At 46.5% G+C, this 16,093-nt stretch carries 15 protein-coding genes; 13 read left to right on the forward strand and 2 right to left on the reverse strand.

What is annotated here, in order from left to right; translation table 11 throughout:
- Positions 1–181: 181 nt before the first annotated feature.
- The 13 genes from CU635_RS07475 to pyrE all read left to right on the forward strand — a co-directional run bounded on the left by CU635_RS07475 (position 182) and on the right by pyrE (position 13,881).
- Positions 182–460, forward strand: coding sequence for a hypothetical protein (locus CU635_RS07475; RefSeq protein ID WP_101576546.1), 279 nt, complete (start codon positions 182–184; stop codon positions 458–460).
- A gap of 155 nt (positions 461–615) precedes the next feature.
- Positions 616–1,125: a signal peptidase II gene (gene lspA / locus CU635_RS07480; RefSeq protein WP_101576547.1), complete on the forward strand. Its 510-nt coding sequence runs from the start codon at positions 616–618 to the stop codon at positions 1,123–1,125.
- Entirely contained in the window at positions 1,097–2,008 is a 912-nt protein-coding gene (locus CU635_RS07485; RefSeq protein ID WP_101576548.1) for an RluA family pseudouridine synthase, read from the forward strand. The genes lspA and CU635_RS07485 overlap by 29 nt, the downstream gene beginning before the upstream one ends.
- A gap of 201 nt (positions 2,009–2,209) precedes the next feature.
- Complete coding sequence (gene pyrR / locus CU635_RS07490) at positions 2,210–2,752, forward strand: bifunctional pyr operon transcriptional regulator/uracil phosphoribosyltransferase PyrR (RefSeq protein WP_101576549.1); 543 nt, start codon at positions 2,210–2,212, stop codon at positions 2,750–2,752.
- Between the two features lie 135 nt (positions 2,753–2,887).
- Positions 2,888–4,201 carry a solute carrier family 23 protein gene (locus tag CU635_RS07495; protein WP_101576550.1) on the forward strand — a complete coding sequence of 438 codons (1,314 nt, stop codon included), beginning with the start codon at positions 2,888–2,890 and terminating at the stop codon, positions 4,199–4,201.
- A gap of 167 nt (positions 4,202–4,368) precedes the next feature.
- The gene (locus CU635_RS07500) at positions 4,369–5,307 is read left to right on the forward strand and encodes an aspartate carbamoyltransferase catalytic subunit (RefSeq protein ID WP_101576551.1); all 939 of its coding nucleotides are present in this window, start codon (positions 4,369–4,371) and stop codon (positions 5,305–5,307) included.
- Entirely contained in the window at positions 5,270–6,556 is a 1,287-nt protein-coding gene (locus tag CU635_RS07505; RefSeq protein ID WP_101576552.1) for a dihydroorotase, read from the forward strand. The genes CU635_RS07500 and CU635_RS07505 overlap by 38 nt, the downstream gene beginning before the upstream one ends.
- Positions 6,553–7,659, forward strand: a complete 1,107-nt coding sequence (locus CU635_RS07510; protein ID WP_101576553.1) for a carbamoyl phosphate synthase small subunit — start codon at positions 6,553–6,555, stop codon at positions 7,657–7,659. Before CU635_RS07505 ends, CU635_RS07510 begins: the two co-directional genes overlap by 4 nt.
- Entirely contained in the window at positions 7,638–10,850 is a 3,213-nt protein-coding gene (carB, locus tag CU635_RS07515) for a carbamoyl-phosphate synthase large subunit (RefSeq protein ID WP_101576554.1), read from the forward strand. The genes CU635_RS07510 and carB overlap by 22 nt, the downstream gene beginning before the upstream one ends.
- Positions 10,850–11,626 (forward strand): dihydroorotate dehydrogenase electron transfer subunit, encoded by a 777-nt coding sequence (locus tag CU635_RS07520; protein WP_373270876.1) that lies wholly within the window; start codon positions 10,850–10,852, stop codon positions 11,624–11,626. The genes carB and CU635_RS07520 overlap by 1 nt, the downstream gene beginning before the upstream one ends.
- Entirely contained in the window at positions 11,623–12,564 is a 942-nt protein-coding gene (locus tag CU635_RS07525; protein ID WP_101576556.1) for a dihydroorotate dehydrogenase, read from the forward strand. Before CU635_RS07520 ends, CU635_RS07525 begins: the two co-directional genes overlap by 4 nt.
- Positions 12,536–13,252, forward strand: coding sequence for an orotidine-5'-phosphate decarboxylase (gene pyrF, locus CU635_RS07530; protein ID WP_101576557.1), 717 nt, complete (start codon positions 12,536–12,538; stop codon positions 13,250–13,252). Before CU635_RS07525 ends, pyrF begins: the two co-directional genes overlap by 29 nt.
- Entirely contained in the window at positions 13,249–13,881 is a 633-nt protein-coding gene (pyrE, locus tag CU635_RS07535) for an orotate phosphoribosyltransferase (RefSeq protein WP_101576558.1), read from the forward strand. The genes pyrF and pyrE overlap by 4 nt, the downstream gene beginning before the upstream one ends.
- Before the next feature lie 54 nt (positions 13,882–13,935).
- Here the strand turns inward: pyrE and CU635_RS07540 are convergent, their stop codons facing one another.
- Together CU635_RS07540 and CU635_RS07545 are read right to left on the reverse strand one after the other, a co-directional pair.
- A complete protein-coding gene (locus tag CU635_RS07540; RefSeq protein WP_101576559.1) occupies positions 13,936–14,136 on the reverse strand; it encodes a hypothetical protein in 201 nt (66 codons plus the stop codon).
- Between the two features lie 65 nt (positions 14,137–14,201).
- A complete protein-coding gene (locus tag CU635_RS07545) occupies positions 14,202–15,911 on the reverse strand; it encodes an Rqc2 family fibronectin-binding protein (RefSeq protein ID WP_101576560.1) in 1,710 nt (569 codons plus the stop codon).
- Positions 15,912–16,093 lie beyond the last annotated feature (182 nt).

The following is a 16,093-nucleotide window of genomic DNA, read 5'->3' on the forward strand; positions in this document are numbered from 1 at the left end:
GGGCTGATGCTCGGGAGGTTTTTTTTGATTCAAAGCTCCGGATTTATGATCGAAATCTGATGAGAAAAGATCTTCCGCCATCGCCCTCCTATTTGTTGTACTGTCTGTAAAATGTTTGCATGGTTTTAAAAGATAAGAACGGAAAAACTAAGTTAACAAAAGGATGAACGGAGGCAATGGTATGGATGCAGTCACGCAAGACCTCATTTCCGAACTCCGTAAAACAAGACAGGAATTACAACACAAACTCAATGGCGGCCAAAGTTCAGTTTATTATTATATCCAGGCGGAATTGCATGATGTAGATTCGGCATTAAAAAAGTTGCAGGCAGGAGATTATGGCAAATGCGAAGTCTCGGGGGAGCTGCTTCCGGCCGGCCTTTTAGCGATGATTCCAACGCTTAAATCGATCGATGATATTAGCAAGCTTGACCAATATTACCGTAAATCTCTCCATTGATGAATAATTGTTGTTTTTAAGAAAATTATGCTAAAATGCAAAGGTGATGTAAAAGCGGGCTTGGCAAGGTCCAGCGCCCGGTAAAACGCTCAAATCTCGCACCGTTCAATCCCTTCGAGGACGGGGAAAGATGAAGCCTGATAGTGAGTAAATGCTTGGAGGTTGCCTTTGTGTTTTATTATTTAATCGCTATATTTGTGATCGTTGTTGATCAGTGGACAAAATGGCTCGTCGTCAAAACAATGGAGCTTGGCGAAAGTATTGAAATTATTGAAAACTTCTTGTATATTACTTCCCATCGTAATAGGGGTGCTGCTTGGGGGATTCTCGAGGGTCAAATGGGCTTCTTTTATATTATTACAATTATCGTCATCGTTGGTATCGTTTATTATATCCAGAAAGCTGCCAAAGGTAAGCGGCTGCTTGGTGTTTCACTTGGATTAATGCTCGGCGGCGCAATCGGGAATTTTATTGACCGAGTCTGGCGGAAAGAAGTCGTCGATTTCGTTGATACATATATATTTGGGTATGATTTTCCGATCTTTAACATGGCTGATTCTTCGCTTGTAATCGGAGTCGGTTTGTTAATGCTGCAGATGCTGCTGGAAGAACGAAACATAAAGAAGGAGAAAGCTAATGGAGAAAATGGAACACACCATTCTTGAAGAACAGGCACATGACAGGATCGACAAGGTTCTTTCTTCATTAAACGAGGAATGGTCGCGGACGCAAGTTCAACAGTGGATTAAAGAAGGCCACGTTTTAGTGAACGGCCAAAAAATAAAAACGAACTACAAATGCAACATAAATGACGAAATTGAGGTGACCATTCCTGAACCGGAAGAGCTGGACGTCATTCCTGAAGAAATGGACCTGGGCATATTTTATGAGGACCGGGATGTGCTCGTCGTCTATAAACCGAAAGGAATGGTCGTCCATCCAGCCCCGGGACATATGAACGGCACACTCGTGAATGGATTGATGGCACATTGCCGGGATTTGTCGGGAATCAACGGCGTGCTCCGCCCCGGGATTGTCCATCGCATTGACAAAGACACATCGGGATTGTTAATGGTCGCTAAAAATGATTTGGCACACGAAAGCCTGGTAAACCAGCTTGTCAACAAAACAGTAACCCGCAAATATAAAGCGATTGTCCACGGAATCATTTCCCATGATCATGGTACGATTGATGCCCCGATAGCACGGGATCCGAAAGACAGGCAGAGCATGACAGTTGTCGATAACGGGAAGCATGCTGTCACCCATTTTCAGGTGTTGGAACGGTTCACTGACTTCTCTTATGTGGAATGCCAACTGGAGACAGGACGGACACATCAGATTCGTGTCCACATGAAATATATCGGCTTTCCGTTGGCAGGCGATCCTAAATACGGTCCAAGAAAAACACTCGATATTGGCGGGCAGGCTCTACATGCTGGAGTGTTAGGCTTCTCACATCCAAGAACAGGGGAATACTTGGAGTTTGAAGCCCCACTTCCGCCAGATTTTCAACAGCTATTGGATAAACTTCGAAATAACGGTTGACAAAAACCTACATGTATTTTAAGATTGCTTTAGTTGAATAGTCCTTTAAAAACAGTCCAGAGAGGCTGAGAAGGAACGGATATGCAAAGGTGCTGCCCATGCACTTTTGTGATGAATCAAATTCGTGTACCCTCTTGCCTTTCAGGTAAGAGGGTTTTCTTATGTTGTCGACTATGTAAATTTCACGGAAGGCGTGATACGATGCCGCAAAAAGCAATCGTCCTTGATGAACAAGCAATTCGCAGGGCGCTGACAAGGATAGCCCATGAAATTATCGAAAAGAATAAAGGGATTTCCGACTGCATTTTAATCGGAATTAAAACAAGGGGCATATATATTGCAAAAAGGCTTGCTGAGAGAATTGAACAAATTGAAGGAATGGCAATAGCCGTTGGCGAGCTTGATATTACTTTATACAGAGATGATCTGACAAAGAAAACGGCCGATCTGGAACCACTGGTCAAGGGCTCCCATATTCCCGTTGATATTACAAATAAAAAAGTAATTCTCGTTGATGACGTTCTTTATACGGGAAGAACAGTCAGAGCAGCCATGGATGCGCTGATCGATATCGGGCGGCCGGCTGCTGTCCAGCTAGCAGTCCTCGTTGACAGAGGGCACAGGGAACTCCCGATTCGGGCCGACTATGTTGGAAAAAATATCCCGACGGCGAGCTCCGAAAAAATTGTTGTTGAATTAAAGGAAGTTGATCAGGAAGATCAAGTCAGCATTTTTGAAAAATAAATACCCTTTTAACGGCAGTCCCGAGAGGCTGACAAAGGGGGAATCGGCTAAGGAGCTTGCTTAGGCGTTTTCGTACCCTCTTTGTGCCCCGGACATAAAGAGGTTTTTCATTACAAAGTAAAAGGAGACATAAATATGACCAGACCGATGTTAGGTATTAAAGATGTTCCCACGCCGGGACAATGGCTGACCTTAAGCTTACAGCATTTATTCGCCATGTTTGGCGCGACGATTTTAGTTCCATATTTAGTCGGGCTAAGCCCGGCGATCGCCCTTATCTCAAGCGGAATCGGCACACTTGCCTTTCTGATGATTACACAGTGGAAGGTTCCCGCCTATCTGGGTTCATCTTTTGCCTTCATAGCTCCTGTCATTGCAGCTAAAGCGGGCGGCGGCCCGGGCGCAGCGATGATCGGAAGCTTTATTGCCGGACTCGTGTATGGAGTCGTTGCTCTTGTTATTAAAAAAGCCGGCTACAGATGGATCATGAATTTACTTCCGCCAATCGTAACCGGGCCGGTTATCATCGTAATCGGTCTTGGGCTTGCCGGAACAGCGGTTAGTATGGCGATGAATAACCCGACTAGTCCTGACGCAGAATACAGCCTGCTCCACTTCTCAGCAGCATTGGTGACACTGGCTGCAACGATTATTTTTTCGATATATTTAAAAGGATTGCTGAGCCTTGTGCCGATATTGGCAGGGATTGTTATTGGATACATCTATTCACTGCTGATCGGAATCGTGAATTTTACAGCGGTTAAACAAGCAAGTTGGCTGGAAAATCCGGAATTCTTAATTCCATTTGCTGATTATCCGGTCACAGTCTCATGGGAGCTTGTCCTCTTGATGGTGCCGGTTGCAGTTGTGACGCTGTCCGAGCATATTGGCCATCAGCTTGTTTTAAGTAAAGTGGTGGGTAAGGATTATATAAAAGATCCCGGCCTGCACCGTTCTATTTTGGGTGACGGGATGGCAACGATGATCTCCGCTTTAATTGGCGGTCCTCCGAAAACAACTTATGGGGAGAATATTGGCGTGCTTGCGATCACGAGAGTCTACAGCGTATATGTAATCGCGGGAGCTGCCATAATTGCGACTGTATTTGGATTTATCGGTAAAGTAACAGCTTTAATCAGCACGATCCCGACCCCGGTTATGGGCGGAGTTTCGATTCTCCTGTTCGGAATCATCGCTTCTTCCGGTTTGCGGATGCTTGTCGACAACAAGGTTGATTTTGGAGACAAGCGCAACCTTGTAATCGCCTCTGTCATCCTGGTGATCGGAATCGGCGGCGCTTTCATCCGTATTTCAGACCAATTCCAGATTCAGGGCATGGCGCTGGCCGCCATTGCCGGTCTAGTGCTCAATATCGTCCTGCCAGGCCGTGAGCAAGTGAAGGATGACCTGTTTGGATTTGATGAAGATGAAGAACACGAAACTGCATAGTATCACCTTTTAAAAAAGTCCGAGAGGCTTGCAAGGGTGTTAGATGACCGGCCTATGGGAAAAATCCCTGTATATGACCGGTTCATTCACAACGTTTCTTACACCCTGGCTTATAAAGTCAGGGTGTTTTTTTGAAGAATAATTTTAAGAAAAAGGGGAGCTTCGTGATGAAACATTTGCTCACTACGACTGAACTTGAACTAAGTGAAATTAACGAGATTCTTTCTGAAGCACAGCGGTTTTCCGCAGGGATGGTCTGGAAGCCAGGCAAGCAGACTTTTGTTGCAAATCTTTTTTTCGAAGCAAGTACACGGACAAAATCAAGCTTCGAAGTGGCAGAACGGAAGCTTGGCTTGGAAGTCATTCCTTTCGAAGTAGGTGCTTCCAGTGTTTCGAAGGGGGAAACCTTATATGATACTGTTCGCACCCTTGAAGCGATTGGTGTAAATACCGTGGTCATCCGCCATCAAGAGGAACGGTATTTTGACCAGCTTTGCAGCCGAACAGGCTTGGCGATTATTAATGGCGGAGACGGCTGCGGCCACCACCCAACCCAATCACTGCTTGACCTGCTGACGATCCAGCAAGAGTTTGTACACTTTATCGGGTTGAAGGTGGCCATAATCGGCGACCTGCGCCATAGCCGGGTCGCCCGCTCAAATGCAAATGTCCTTTCAAGACTTGGTGCAGAAGTTGTTTTTTCCGGGCCCGAAGAGTGGTTCGATAACAGCCTGCTTGAAGCGGGCCGCTACGAGAATATTGACTCAGCGATTAAAACAGCTGACGTTGTAATGCTGCTGCGCATACAGCACGAGCGCCATGCCGAAAAAGGAGTTCAATCACCGGAAAGCTACCATTCTGCATATGGATTAACAGAAGAAAGGGAAAGAAGGATGAAGCGCGGCAGCATCATCATGCACCCCGCTCCGGTAAACCGAAACGTTGAGATTGCTGATAGCTTAGTAGAATGCGAACGCTCGAGAATTTTTAAACAAATGGAGAATGGCGTATTCGTGCGCATGGCCGTTTTGAAGAGATCAATCGAATCATTAATGGGAGGGATACCAAATGTCAATGATTATCAAAAACGGCAATTTGCTTTCTGATAACGGGGAATTTCGCAAAGCCGACATTTATATTAAAGCCGGAAAAATTACTGAAATTGGCGAGCATATCACTATTGAAGAAGCAGAAGTGATTGATGCCGAAGGAAAAATGATCGCTCCGGGCTTTATTGACCTTCATATCCATTTACGAGAACCGGGCGGGGAAAAGAAAGAAACGATTGAAACCGGAACAAAGGCCGCGGCAAAAGGCGGTTTTACAACGGTTGCGGCGATGCCAAATACAAGACCTGTCCCGGATTCGCAACAACAACTGGAGTGGCTGAAGAAGCGGATTGCTGAAAAAGCGGCTGTCCGCGTCCTTCCATATGCTTCGATCACAATCAGGGAGCTTGGTGAGGAACTGACAGATTTTAAGGGGTTGAAAGAAGCAGGCGCCTTTGCGTTTACAGATGACGGAGTTGGTGTTCAATCAGCCGGCATGATGCTGGCCGCCATGAAAAATGCAGCGCAAGTAAACATGGCAATTGTTGCCCATTGTGAGGAAAATACACTGATTAATAAAGGATCTGTTCACGAAGGGAATTTTTCAAAAAGACAGCGGCTGAGTGGTATTCCGTCGGTTTGTGAATCTGTCCATATTGCCCGTGATGTTCTATTGGCGGAAGCGGCCGGCTGCCACTATCATGTTTGCCACATCAGCACGAAAGAGTCGGTGCGGGTTGTCAGGGATGCAAAACGGGCCGGAATTAAAGTGACGGCGGAAGTGACCCCGCATCACTTATTGTTATGCGACGAGGATATACCCGGGCTTGATCCGAATTATAAAATGAACCCCCCATTGCGCGGCAAAGCGGACAGGGAAGCCCTGATTGCAGGGCTGCTTGATGGAACCATTGATTTCATCGCGACCGACCATGCGCCGCATATGGCAGAAGAAAAAGCGGAGGGCATGCAGCTTGCACCGTTTGGAATTGTCGGGTTGGAAACCGCTTTTCCGCTATTAAACACATATTTAGTCGAAAAAGGACTTATCACCCTGAAGCAGTTGATCGACTTTTTGACGATCAAACCGGCAGCAGCGTTCGGACTTGCTTCCGGGAAAATTGAAGTGGGAGCAGCAGCTGACATCGTCCTGATTGATTTAGAGCAAACAGAAGCGATTGATCCCGAACGGTTTTTATCAAAAGGAAAAAATACGCCATTCACAGGCTGGGAATGCAAAGGCTGGCCGGTAATGACGATCGTAAATGGACGCAAAGCATGGAGCAAAGGGAGTGTGACAGCATGAAAAAACAGCTGATTCTTGAAGACGGAACAGTATTTATCGGCGAGGGATTCGGAAGCGATGTCGACACAATTGGTGAAGTTGTTTTTAATACTGGCATGACCGGTTATCAGGAAGTCCTCTCGGACCCATCTTACTGCGGGCAACTAGTTACGCTCACATATCCATTAGTTGGCAATTATGGAATAAATAGGGATGATTTTGAATCAATCACCCCTGCGATCCACGGCTTTATCGTCAAAGAAGCTGCTGATTTCCCGTCAAACTGGAGAAGTGAAAAGACACTTGATGAATATTTTAAAATCAAAAACATTCCGGGAATTGCCGGGATTGATACACGGAAGCTGACAAGAATTATCCGCCAGCACGGTACACTAAAAGGGGCTATTTGCAGCATCGGTGAACATCCCGGGACAGTTGTCGAGAGGCTGCGCACAACGCATTTGCCCATCGACCAGGTGAAGCAAGTCTCAACGAAAACCGCCTATCCAAGCCCGGGACGAGGCAGGCGGGTCGTCTTGGTCGATTTTGGAATGAAGCATGGGATTTTAAGGGAATTGAATAAGCGGGATTGCGATGTCATTGTTGTCCCTTACAATACAAGTGCTGAAGAAATCATCAACTTAAGTCCCGATGGCGTTATGCTGTCCAATGGACCTGGAGACCCAAAGGATGTGGCGGCGGCAACTGAAATGATTAAAGGAATTTTGGGCAGGGTGCCGCTGTTTGGCATTTGTCTCGGCCACCAGCTGTTCGCCCTTGCCTGCGGGGCCGATACGGTGAAACTAAAATTTGGCCATCGCGGCTCCAACCATCCGGTCAAAGATTTAACAACCGGGAAAGTAGCTTTAACCTCGCAAAATCACGGTTACACAGTGGAAGCGGAATCGATTGAGCAAACGGAGCTCGAAATTACCCATCTCGCTTTAAACGATGGAACGATTGAAGGGCTAAAACATAAGGTTTATCCTGCCTTCACGGTTCAATATCACCCGGAGGCTTCGCCAGGGCCGGAAGATGCCAACCATTTATTTGAACGTTTCCTAGCAATGATTGAATCTGAAAATCGGGAAGGAGCTCACAAATGCCAAAGCGTACAGATATAAACAGTATTTTAGTGATCGGATCAGGTCCGATTGTGATCGGCCAGGCGGCAGAATTTGATTATGCGGGAACACAGGCATGCATCGCCCTTAAAGAAGAAGGCTATAAAGTGATCCTTGTTAACTCCAATCCGGCCACGATCATGACGGATACGGAGATCGCCGATTCCGTCTATATCGAACCGCTGACGCTTGAGTTCGTGAGCCGGATTATCCGCAAGGAGCGGCCGGATGCGCTCGTTCCGACGCTTGGCGGCCAGACGGGCTTGAATTTGGCCGTCGAGCTGGCTAAATCAGGTGTGCTGGAGGAGTGCGGTGTCGAAATTCTCGGCACAAAGTTGTCGGCAATTGAACAGGCGGAAGATCGCGACTTGTTCAGAAGCTTGATGAATGAGCTCGGGGAACCGGTACCTGACAGTGATATTATCCACAATTTTGACGAAGCGTTCCGCTTTGTTGACAGAGTAGGTTATCCGGTCATTGTCCGCCCTGCTTTTACACTGGGCGGAACGGGCGGCGGAATTTGCCGGGATGAGGAAGAGCTGATTGAAGTCGTTACAAGCGGCTTAAAGTACAGCCCGGTCACACAATGCTTATTGGAAAAAAGTATTGCCGGCTTTAAAGAAATCGAATATGAAGTGATGCGTGATTCGAATGATAACGCCATCGTCGTCTGCAATATGGAGAATATCGATCCGGTTGGCATCCATACCGGCGACTCGATTGTCGTCGCGCCAAGCCAGACGTTAACCGACCGGGAGTATCAGCTGCTCCGCAATGCGTCTCTTAAAATTATTCGTGCACTTGGAATAGAAGGCGGCTGTAACGTTCAGCTTGCCCTCGACCCGTACAGCTTTCAATATTACATTATCGAAGTAAACCCGCGCGTAAGCCGTTCTTCGGCCCTTGCCTCGAAGGCGACAGGATACCCGATTGCCAAGCTTGCCGCGAAAATTGCAATTGGATTAACCTTGGATGAAATGATGAATCCCGTTACAGGCAAAACATATGCATGCTTTGAGCCTGCATTGGATTATATCGTGACAAAAATTCCGAGATGGCCTTTTGATAAATTCGAATCGGCGAACCGCTCGCTTGGAACACAGATGAAGGCAACAGGTGAAGTGATGGCAATTGGCCGCACGTTCGAAGAATCGCTGCTTAAAGCCGTCCGGTCGCTTGAAGCGAACGTCTACCACCTGACGCTCAACAATGCGGATGCAATCGATGATACAATCCTCGAAAAACGAATTCGCAAAGCGGGCGATGAAAGACTATTTTATATCGGTGAAGCAATCCGCAGGGGTGTCTCGATTGAAAAGCTGCATGAGTGGAGCCGGATTGACTTATTCTTCCTTAATAAAATGGAGAAGATTGTCCTTTTAGAAAATGTGTTGATTGAAAAACCGTTTGATGCTGAAATTGGTTTAAAAGCCAAAAGAATGGGCTTTTCCGATAAAACAATCGCTTGCTTTTGGAATAGCCATGAAAAAGACGTCTACAGCTGGAGAACTGACCATAAGATCATTCCGGTCTACAAGATGGTTGATACTTGTGCTGCGGAGTTTGAATCGGAAACTCCTTATTATTACGGAACTTACGAAGACGAAAATGAATCGATCGTCACCGATAAGAAAAGTGTCATTGTCCTCGGTTCGGGGCCGATCCGGATTGGCCAGGGCATTGAATTTGATTATGCGACGGTCCACTCTGTGTGGGCGATCAAGGAAGCCGGCTATGAAGCCATTATTATCAATAGCAACCCGGAAACGGTATCCACCGATTTTAGCATCTCGGATAAGCTGTATTTTGAACCGCTGACGATTGAAGATGTTATGCATATCATCGACCTTGAAAAGCCCGAAGGTGTAGTCGTCCAATTTGGCGGCCAAACCGCCATTAACCTCGCTTCGGCATTGGTGGAAAGAGGCGTCAAAATACTCGGTACTTCATTGGAAAGCCTTGATCGCGCTGAAAACAGGGATAAGTTTGAACAGGCGCTTTCTGAATTGAAAATTCCGCAACCGCAAGGGAAAACGGCATTGTCTGTCGAAGAGGCGGTTAAGATCGCCGCCAAGATCGGTTATCCGGTCCTCGTCAGGCCTTCCTATGTTCTGGGTGGACGAGCGATGGAAATCGTCTATCAGGAGGAAGAACTGCTCCATTATATGAAAAATGCTGTTAAAGTAAACCCGGAACATCCCGTCCTGGTTGACCGCTATTTAACAGGTAAGGAAATTGAAGTCGATGCGATTTCTGATGGGGAAACAGTTGTCATACCGGGGATTATGGAACATATAGAAAGGGCCGGCGTCCACTCCGGCGACTCGATTGCCGTGTATCCGCCGCAAAACATTTCTGAAGCAGTAAAAGCAAATCTGATCCAATATACTGAAAAGCTGGCGAAAGGGCTCGGAATTATCGGCCTTCTAAACATTCAGTATGTTGTTGCAAATGAACAAGTTTATGTAATCGAAGTAAATCCCCGTTCGAGCCGGACTGTCCCTTTTTTAAGCAAGATTACCCAGGTCCCAATGGCGAATATTGCGACGAAGGTCATTCTCGGGCAATCGCTCGCAAGTCAGGGCTTCAAATCGGGACTTGTCCCTGAAAAGCATGGTGTGTATGTGAAAGTTCCCGTGTTCTCTTTTGCTAAATTGCGAAGAGTCGATATTACCCTCGGGCCGGAAATGAAGTCTACAGGTGAAGTAATGGGTAAAGACTGGACACTGGAAAAAGCTTTGTATAAAGGATTGGTAGCCTCCGGGATGAAAATCCAAAACTTTGGCACCGTATTGCTGACCGTTGCTGATAAAGATAAGGAAGAAGCTTTACAGATTGCGAGAAGGTTTACCAATGTCGGCTTCCGGCTGATCGCGACCAGCGGTACCGCTCAATTTCTGGAACGAGCAGGGATACCGGTTAAAGTAGTTGATAAAATTGGCGCAGCAGGGCCTGACCTTCTTGACGTGATTCGTAACGGGCAGGCGCAGTTTGTCATCAATACGCTTACAAAAGGAAAGCAGCCGGAACGGGACGGCTTCAGAATTCGTCGCGAGTCGGTCGAAAATGGCATACCTTGCTTAACGTCGCTGGATACGGCCGCTGCGATTTTAAAAGTGATCGAATCAATGATTTTCTCGGCAGATGCGATGGATCAACCGGAAACGATTCAGGAGGTGGTGTACTCGTGATCAAAAATGAACAGTGTACAATTGTTGCACACCACGAAATTGCTGCTTCAATTTACGAACTGACTTTACAAGCCGAGCTCGTTTCCGAGATGGACCACCCGGGACAATTTGTCCACCTGAAGGTTTCGGACGGAGTTGATCCGCTGTTAAGAAGGCCGATCAGCATCGCAAATATTAACAGGGACGCCGGTCAATTTACAATCGTTTATAGAAAAGAAGGCCGGGGAACGATTGTACTTTCCGGGAAACAACCGGGCGATACGGTCGATGTTCTCGGACCGCTTGGAAACGGTTTTCCTGTCAATGAAGCGAAAGCAGGGGAGACAGCCTTGCTTGTTGGCGGCGGAATCGGGGTGCCACCGTTATATGAGCTTTCACGGCAGCTCGTCCGCAATCGGGTTAACGTTATCCATGTATTGGGATTTCAGACAGCAGAAGCCGTTTTTTACGAAGCGGAGTTCGCCAGTTCGGGTCCTGCTTTGATCGCAACAGCAGATGGTTCTTACGGGTATAAAGGCTTTGTCACCGATGTCATTAACGACCAGGGCATTGATTTTGATGTACTGTTCAGCTGTGGCCCGACTCCGATGCTAAAAGCGCTTGAATCGGCTTATCGAGATAAAAAAGTATATTTATCGCTGGAGGAAAGAATGGGCTGCGGGATCGGCGCCTGTTTTGCCTGCGTTTGCCACACAGGTGATGATCCGAATGGTTATTCCTATAAAAAGGTGTGCAGTGACGGCCCTGTTTTTCGGGCGGGAGAGGTGGTACTATGAGCAGATTGCAAATAAAGCTGCCCGGACTTGAGTTGAAAAACCCGGTTATGCCTGCCTCAGGCTGCTTCGGATTTGGACGCGAATACAGTCAATTCTATGATTTAAACGAGCTTGGTGCGATCATGATCAAGGCGACAACCGCTGAGGCGCGCTTTGGTAATCCGACGCCGAGAGTGGCAGAAACGCCATCTGGCATGCTCAATGCAATCGGCTTGCAAAATCCGGGCCTTGAAAAAGTGATTTCGGAAGAGTTGAAATGGCTTGAACAGTTTTCGACACCGATTATTGCCAATGTGGCCGGGTCAACCGAGGAGGATTATATTGCAGTTGCCAAAGAAATTTCGAAAGTGTCAAATGTCCATGCCCTGGAATTAAATATTTCTTGCCCCAATGTAAAAACAGGCGGGATTGCTTTTGGGACGATACCGGAAGTAGCGAAAAGCTTGACGAAGAAAGTAAAGGAAGTTTCCGAAGTTCCCGTATATGTAAAGCTTTCACCCAATGTAACCAATATTGTTGAGATGGCACATGCAGTCGCGGACGGCGGGGCAGACGGCTTGACGATGATCAACACTTTGCTCGGGATGAGAATTGACTTGAAGTCAGGCACACCGATCTTGGCTAACAAGACGGGCGGCCTGTCAGGACCAGCGATCAAACCGGTCGCGCTGCGGATGATTTATGAAGTCAGCCAAAAGGTTTCGTTGCCGATCATTGGCATGGGCGGCATCGCGACAGCGGAGGATGTAATCGAATTTTTTTTGGCTGGAGCGAGTGCAGTGGCGGTCGGGACCGCCAATTTTATCGACCCATTTGTATGCCTAAAAATTATCGCAGACTTGCCTGAGCTTGTTGAGCAGCTTGGCTATGATCACATTTCTGAATGCACTGGGAGGAGCTGGAGCAAACATGAACAATCCGCTTATCATCGCGCTTGATTTCGCTGATAAACGCGAAGTTTTTCACTTTATAAATCAATTCTCCGAAGAAAAGCTCTTTTTAAAGGTGGGAATGGAGCTTTTCTATCAGGAAGGCCCGGTCATTGTCGATGATTTAAAAGAACGGGGCCATCAGGTGTTCCTTGATTTAAAGCTTCATGATATTCCGAATACTGTAAAAAAGGCGATGAAAGGAATCGCCAGGCTTGGTGCTGACCTTGTTAACGTTCATGCTGCCGGAGGCAAAGCGATGATGACGGCAGCTCTTGAAGGACTCGATTCCGGCACTGGGCCCGGGAACAGCAGGCCGTATTGTATCGCGGTTACTCAGTTAACGAGTACATCCGAGCAACAAATGAAAAGTGAGCAGCTCATTGCGGTTTCGCTTAGAGAGTCTGTTATCCATTACGCAGTACTGACAAAAGATGCCGGACTAAACGGTGTTGTTTGTTCGCCACATGAAGCGAAAATGATCCATGATCGGCTTGGCAGCGATTTCTACACAGTTACACCAGGAATCCGCCTTGAAACGGACGATATACAGGACCAAAAGCGGGTCGCTACCCCAGGGTTTGCGAGACAGGCAGGCGTCTCTGCGATTGTCGTCGGTCGCTCAATTACAAAAGCGGCAGATCCGCTGCAACGCTATTTCGAAGTGAAAAAGGAATGGGAGGAAACAAGGCAATGAAGAAAAAAATAGCAGCCGGTTTATTGGAGATTGGGGCCGTCTCTTTACAGCCCAATAACCCATTTACATGGTCATCGGGAATCAAGTCGCCGATCTATTGCGATAATCGCCTCACCCTTTCTTTTCCGAAACTGCGCTCGGAAATTGCCGCTGGCCTGAAGGAGATTGTTGATGACAAGTTTCCCGATGTGGAGCTAATAGCTGGAACAGCAACAGCAGGAATCCCACATGCAGCATGGGTCAGCGATTTAATGAATTTGCCGATGTGCTATGTTCGCTCCAAGGCGAAAGGACACGGAAAAGGAAATCAAATTGAAGGAAAAGCAGAAACAGGGCAGAAAGTCGTCGTTGTTGAGGATTTAATTTCAACTGGCGGAAGTGTCATTACTGCTGCAGAGGCGCTGCGCGAAGCGGGCTGTCACGTATTAGGGGTGGTATCGATCTTTTCATACCAGCTTGAAAAAGGTGCACAACTGCTTGATGAGGCAAAAATTACCGCCTATTCGTTAACCGATTTTTCCACTTTGGCAGACATTGCCACAGAAAAAGGTTTTATCAGTGTGAAAGACCGGGAGAAGCTGGCTGAATGGAGAAATGATCCTTCCAACTGGGGAAGGGAACTCTATTGAGGAAAAAAGAGGAAAGAGCGATCGTTATGATCACAACCTTCCTCTTTTTTTATTTTATTCTTCAAAATAAGCCCGAAATTCCTGTTCGTCCTGGCCTTTTTTGTTTTCGAAATATGGGTTTTCTTCTGTCACGTCTTTAGTGTCAAGATTCGTTCTTATCACTAAAGTAGGCCCATCTGTCGGCTCACCAATCACCCGGTCTTCCAATTCCTTGAAATCCGGCATGCTGCTGTTTCTTCTTTTATTTGGTTCCATTTGAAGCTCACCTCCTAAAAGATAGAGTGCAGAACCGATTAGGAAATTATGTGCGAATAGACATTTTACTTTTTCAGAGCAAGGATACTATCTTCGTCAGGAGTGACATAGACGGTTTGCTGATTGTCATAAATCACATAACCGGGCTTCGAGCCGTTTGGCTTTTTCACGTGGCGGATTTGCGTAAAGTCGACGGGCACAGAGCTTGAGTTTCTTGCTTTACTGAAGTAGGCAGCAAGCCGGGCTGCTTCAAGAATCGTCGCTTCATCTGGTTCCTTGCTGCGGATCACAACGTGTGAGCCGGGAATATCTTTCGTATGAAGCCAAATTTCATCTCGGCCGGCCATCTTGTTAGTTAAATATTCGTTCTGTTTATTATTTTTGCCTACTAAAATTTCAGTACCATCCGAAGCTACATAACGATCCAAAACCGGCTTGATATTTTGCGCCTTTTTATTCTTTTTCTTTTGCCGTTCCCTTAAATATCCACCTTCGACCAGCTCTTCGCGTATTTCCTCGAGATCCTTTGTCGATGCTGCCTGAATCTGCTGGAGAAGTGCATCAAAATATGCTGCTTCTTCTGTTGCTTTTTCAATCTGCTCTTCGACAACAATGATCGCGTGCTTCGCCTTTTGATATCGCGAAAAATATTTTTGCGCATTTTCGGACGGGCTCTTGCGCGGATCAAGCGGAATCGTGAGCTCAGCACCTTCTTCACTGTAATAATTGACCACGGTAATGTCCTTCATGCCCTTTTCTACAGCAAACAGATTGGCTGTTAACAATTCTCCGTAAAGCTGGTATTGGTCCGCGTTTTTCGCTTCTTGTAGGGTCGCTTCAAGCTTAACAATTTTCTTTTCGTTTTTTTCCTTTTCATTTATGATAAAGCGCTCGAGATCGTTGCCCTGCTGTTTAACACGATCACGCTCCGCTTTACCAAAATAAAAGCGGTCCAGCATTTCACTCAAGGTTGGAAAGGTTTTCGCTTTTCCATTCGTATGGTCAAGCGGAAAGAGATAAAACGATTCCTTTTCAGCTCCATAGGTGATGGCAGGATTATAGTCACCTTTCTTAATCCTCTCAATCATTTCTACAAACATTTTTGGCAAAGTGACCCGATTGGCAACGCCCGCCCGATAAACAACTTCTTTTGCAAACAAAGGGGAGACTCCTGCAAAGTGTTCGACCAATTGCCGGTCCAATTTTCCCGCATTAAAATCAATTCTTCGCAATACTTCCTGTTCATCGGCTTCAAAAGGGTTGTATTTATTTTGCTCGGGTGGATTAACGTACTCCTGTCCGGGAAGAATTGCCCGGTGGCTGTTCACTGCAAAGGAAACATGCTTAATACTGTCCAGAATCACATTTCTCGTTTTGTCTATTAAAATGATATTGCTGTGCCGGCCCATGATTTCAACGATTAAACGTTTATAAGTGATATCGCCGATCTCGTTCCGGCCTTTAACGTCAAACACAATGATTCGATCAAGACCAACCTGTTCGATATCTTCAAGAATGAAACCTTCTAAATGCTTTCTTAGCAGCATGCAAAACATTGGCGGCTCACTTGGATTTTCATAATCTTCATTTGTTGCCTGTACCCTCGCATAGCTGGGGTGAACCGATAAAAGAATCTTGTGGTTTTGCCCGTTTGCCCTGATCAGCAAAACAATTTCATTCTTAAAAGGCTGATGAATTTTATTAATTCGTCCACCTTTCAAAGAAGAAACCAGTTCGTTCTTCATCGCTCTCGTAAATAATCCGTCAAATGACATAATGTCCATCCCTCTTCTATAAGTAAAGTTGTGATTTTTATTCAAATTAAAGCAAATATTCAACTGCATCTGGGTTTTAAGATAAACACGGCGCTTCCGCTTTTCTTTGTCCAGCTCCAGCGCCTAGCCCCTCGAGTCGCTTCGGTCCTGCCAATGAAGTCAAAGAACGACTTCACTGTCAG

Origin of the sequence: Bacillus canaveralius (assembly GCF_002860125.1) — a bacterium.
GTDB lineage: Bacteria > Bacillota > Bacilli > Bacillales > Cytobacillaceae > Bacillus_BJ > Bacillus_BJ canaveralius.

What these genes read in the sequence shown, in the direction of transcription:
- CU635_RS07525 (WP_101576556.1), top strand. Translation starts at nt 11,623, where the DNA reads ATGAGCAGATTGCAAATAAAGCTGCCCGGACTTGAGTTGAAAAACCCG.
- pyrE (WP_101576558.1), top strand. Translation starts at nt 13,249, where the DNA reads ATGAAGAAAAAAATAGCAGCCGGTTTATTGGAGATTGGGGCCGTCTCT.
- CU635_RS07505 (WP_101576552.1), top strand. Translation starts at nt 5,270, where the DNA reads ATGTCAATGATTATCAAAAACGGCAATTTGCTTTCTGATAACGGGGAA.
- CU635_RS07500 (WP_101576551.1), top strand. Translation starts at nt 4,369, where the DNA reads ATGAAACATTTGCTCACTACGACTGAACTTGAACTAAGTGAAATTAAC.
- CU635_RS07485 (WP_101576548.1), top strand. Translation starts at nt 1,097, where the DNA reads ATGGAGAAAATGGAACACACCATTCTTGAAGAACAGGCACATGACAGG.
- CU635_RS07545 (WP_101576560.1), bottom strand. Translation starts at nt 15,911, where the DNA reads ATGTCATTTGACGGATTATTTACGAGAGCGATGAAGAACGAACTGGTT.
- CU635_RS07495 (WP_101576550.1), top strand. Translation starts at nt 2,888, where the DNA reads ATGACCAGACCGATGTTAGGTATTAAAGATGTTCCCACGCCGGGACAA.
- CU635_RS07475 (WP_101576546.1), top strand. Translation starts at nt 182, where the DNA reads ATGGATGCAGTCACGCAAGACCTCATTTCCGAACTCCGTAAAACAAGA.
- pyrR (WP_101576549.1), top strand. Translation starts at nt 2,210, where the DNA reads ATGCCGCAAAAAGCAATCGTCCTTGATGAACAAGCAATTCGCAGGGCG.
- CU635_RS07510 (WP_101576553.1), top strand. Translation starts at nt 6,553, where the DNA reads ATGAAAAAACAGCTGATTCTTGAAGACGGAACAGTATTTATCGGCGAG.
- CU635_RS07540 (WP_101576559.1), bottom strand. Translation starts at nt 14,136, where the DNA reads ATGGAACCAAATAAAAGAAGAAACAGCAGCATGCCGGATTTCAAGGAA.
- pyrF (WP_101576557.1), top strand. Translation starts at nt 12,536, where the DNA reads ATGAACAATCCGCTTATCATCGCGCTTGATTTCGCTGATAAACGCGAA.
- carB (WP_101576554.1), top strand. Translation starts at nt 7,638, where the DNA reads ATGCCAAAGCGTACAGATATAAACAGTATTTTAGTGATCGGATCAGGT.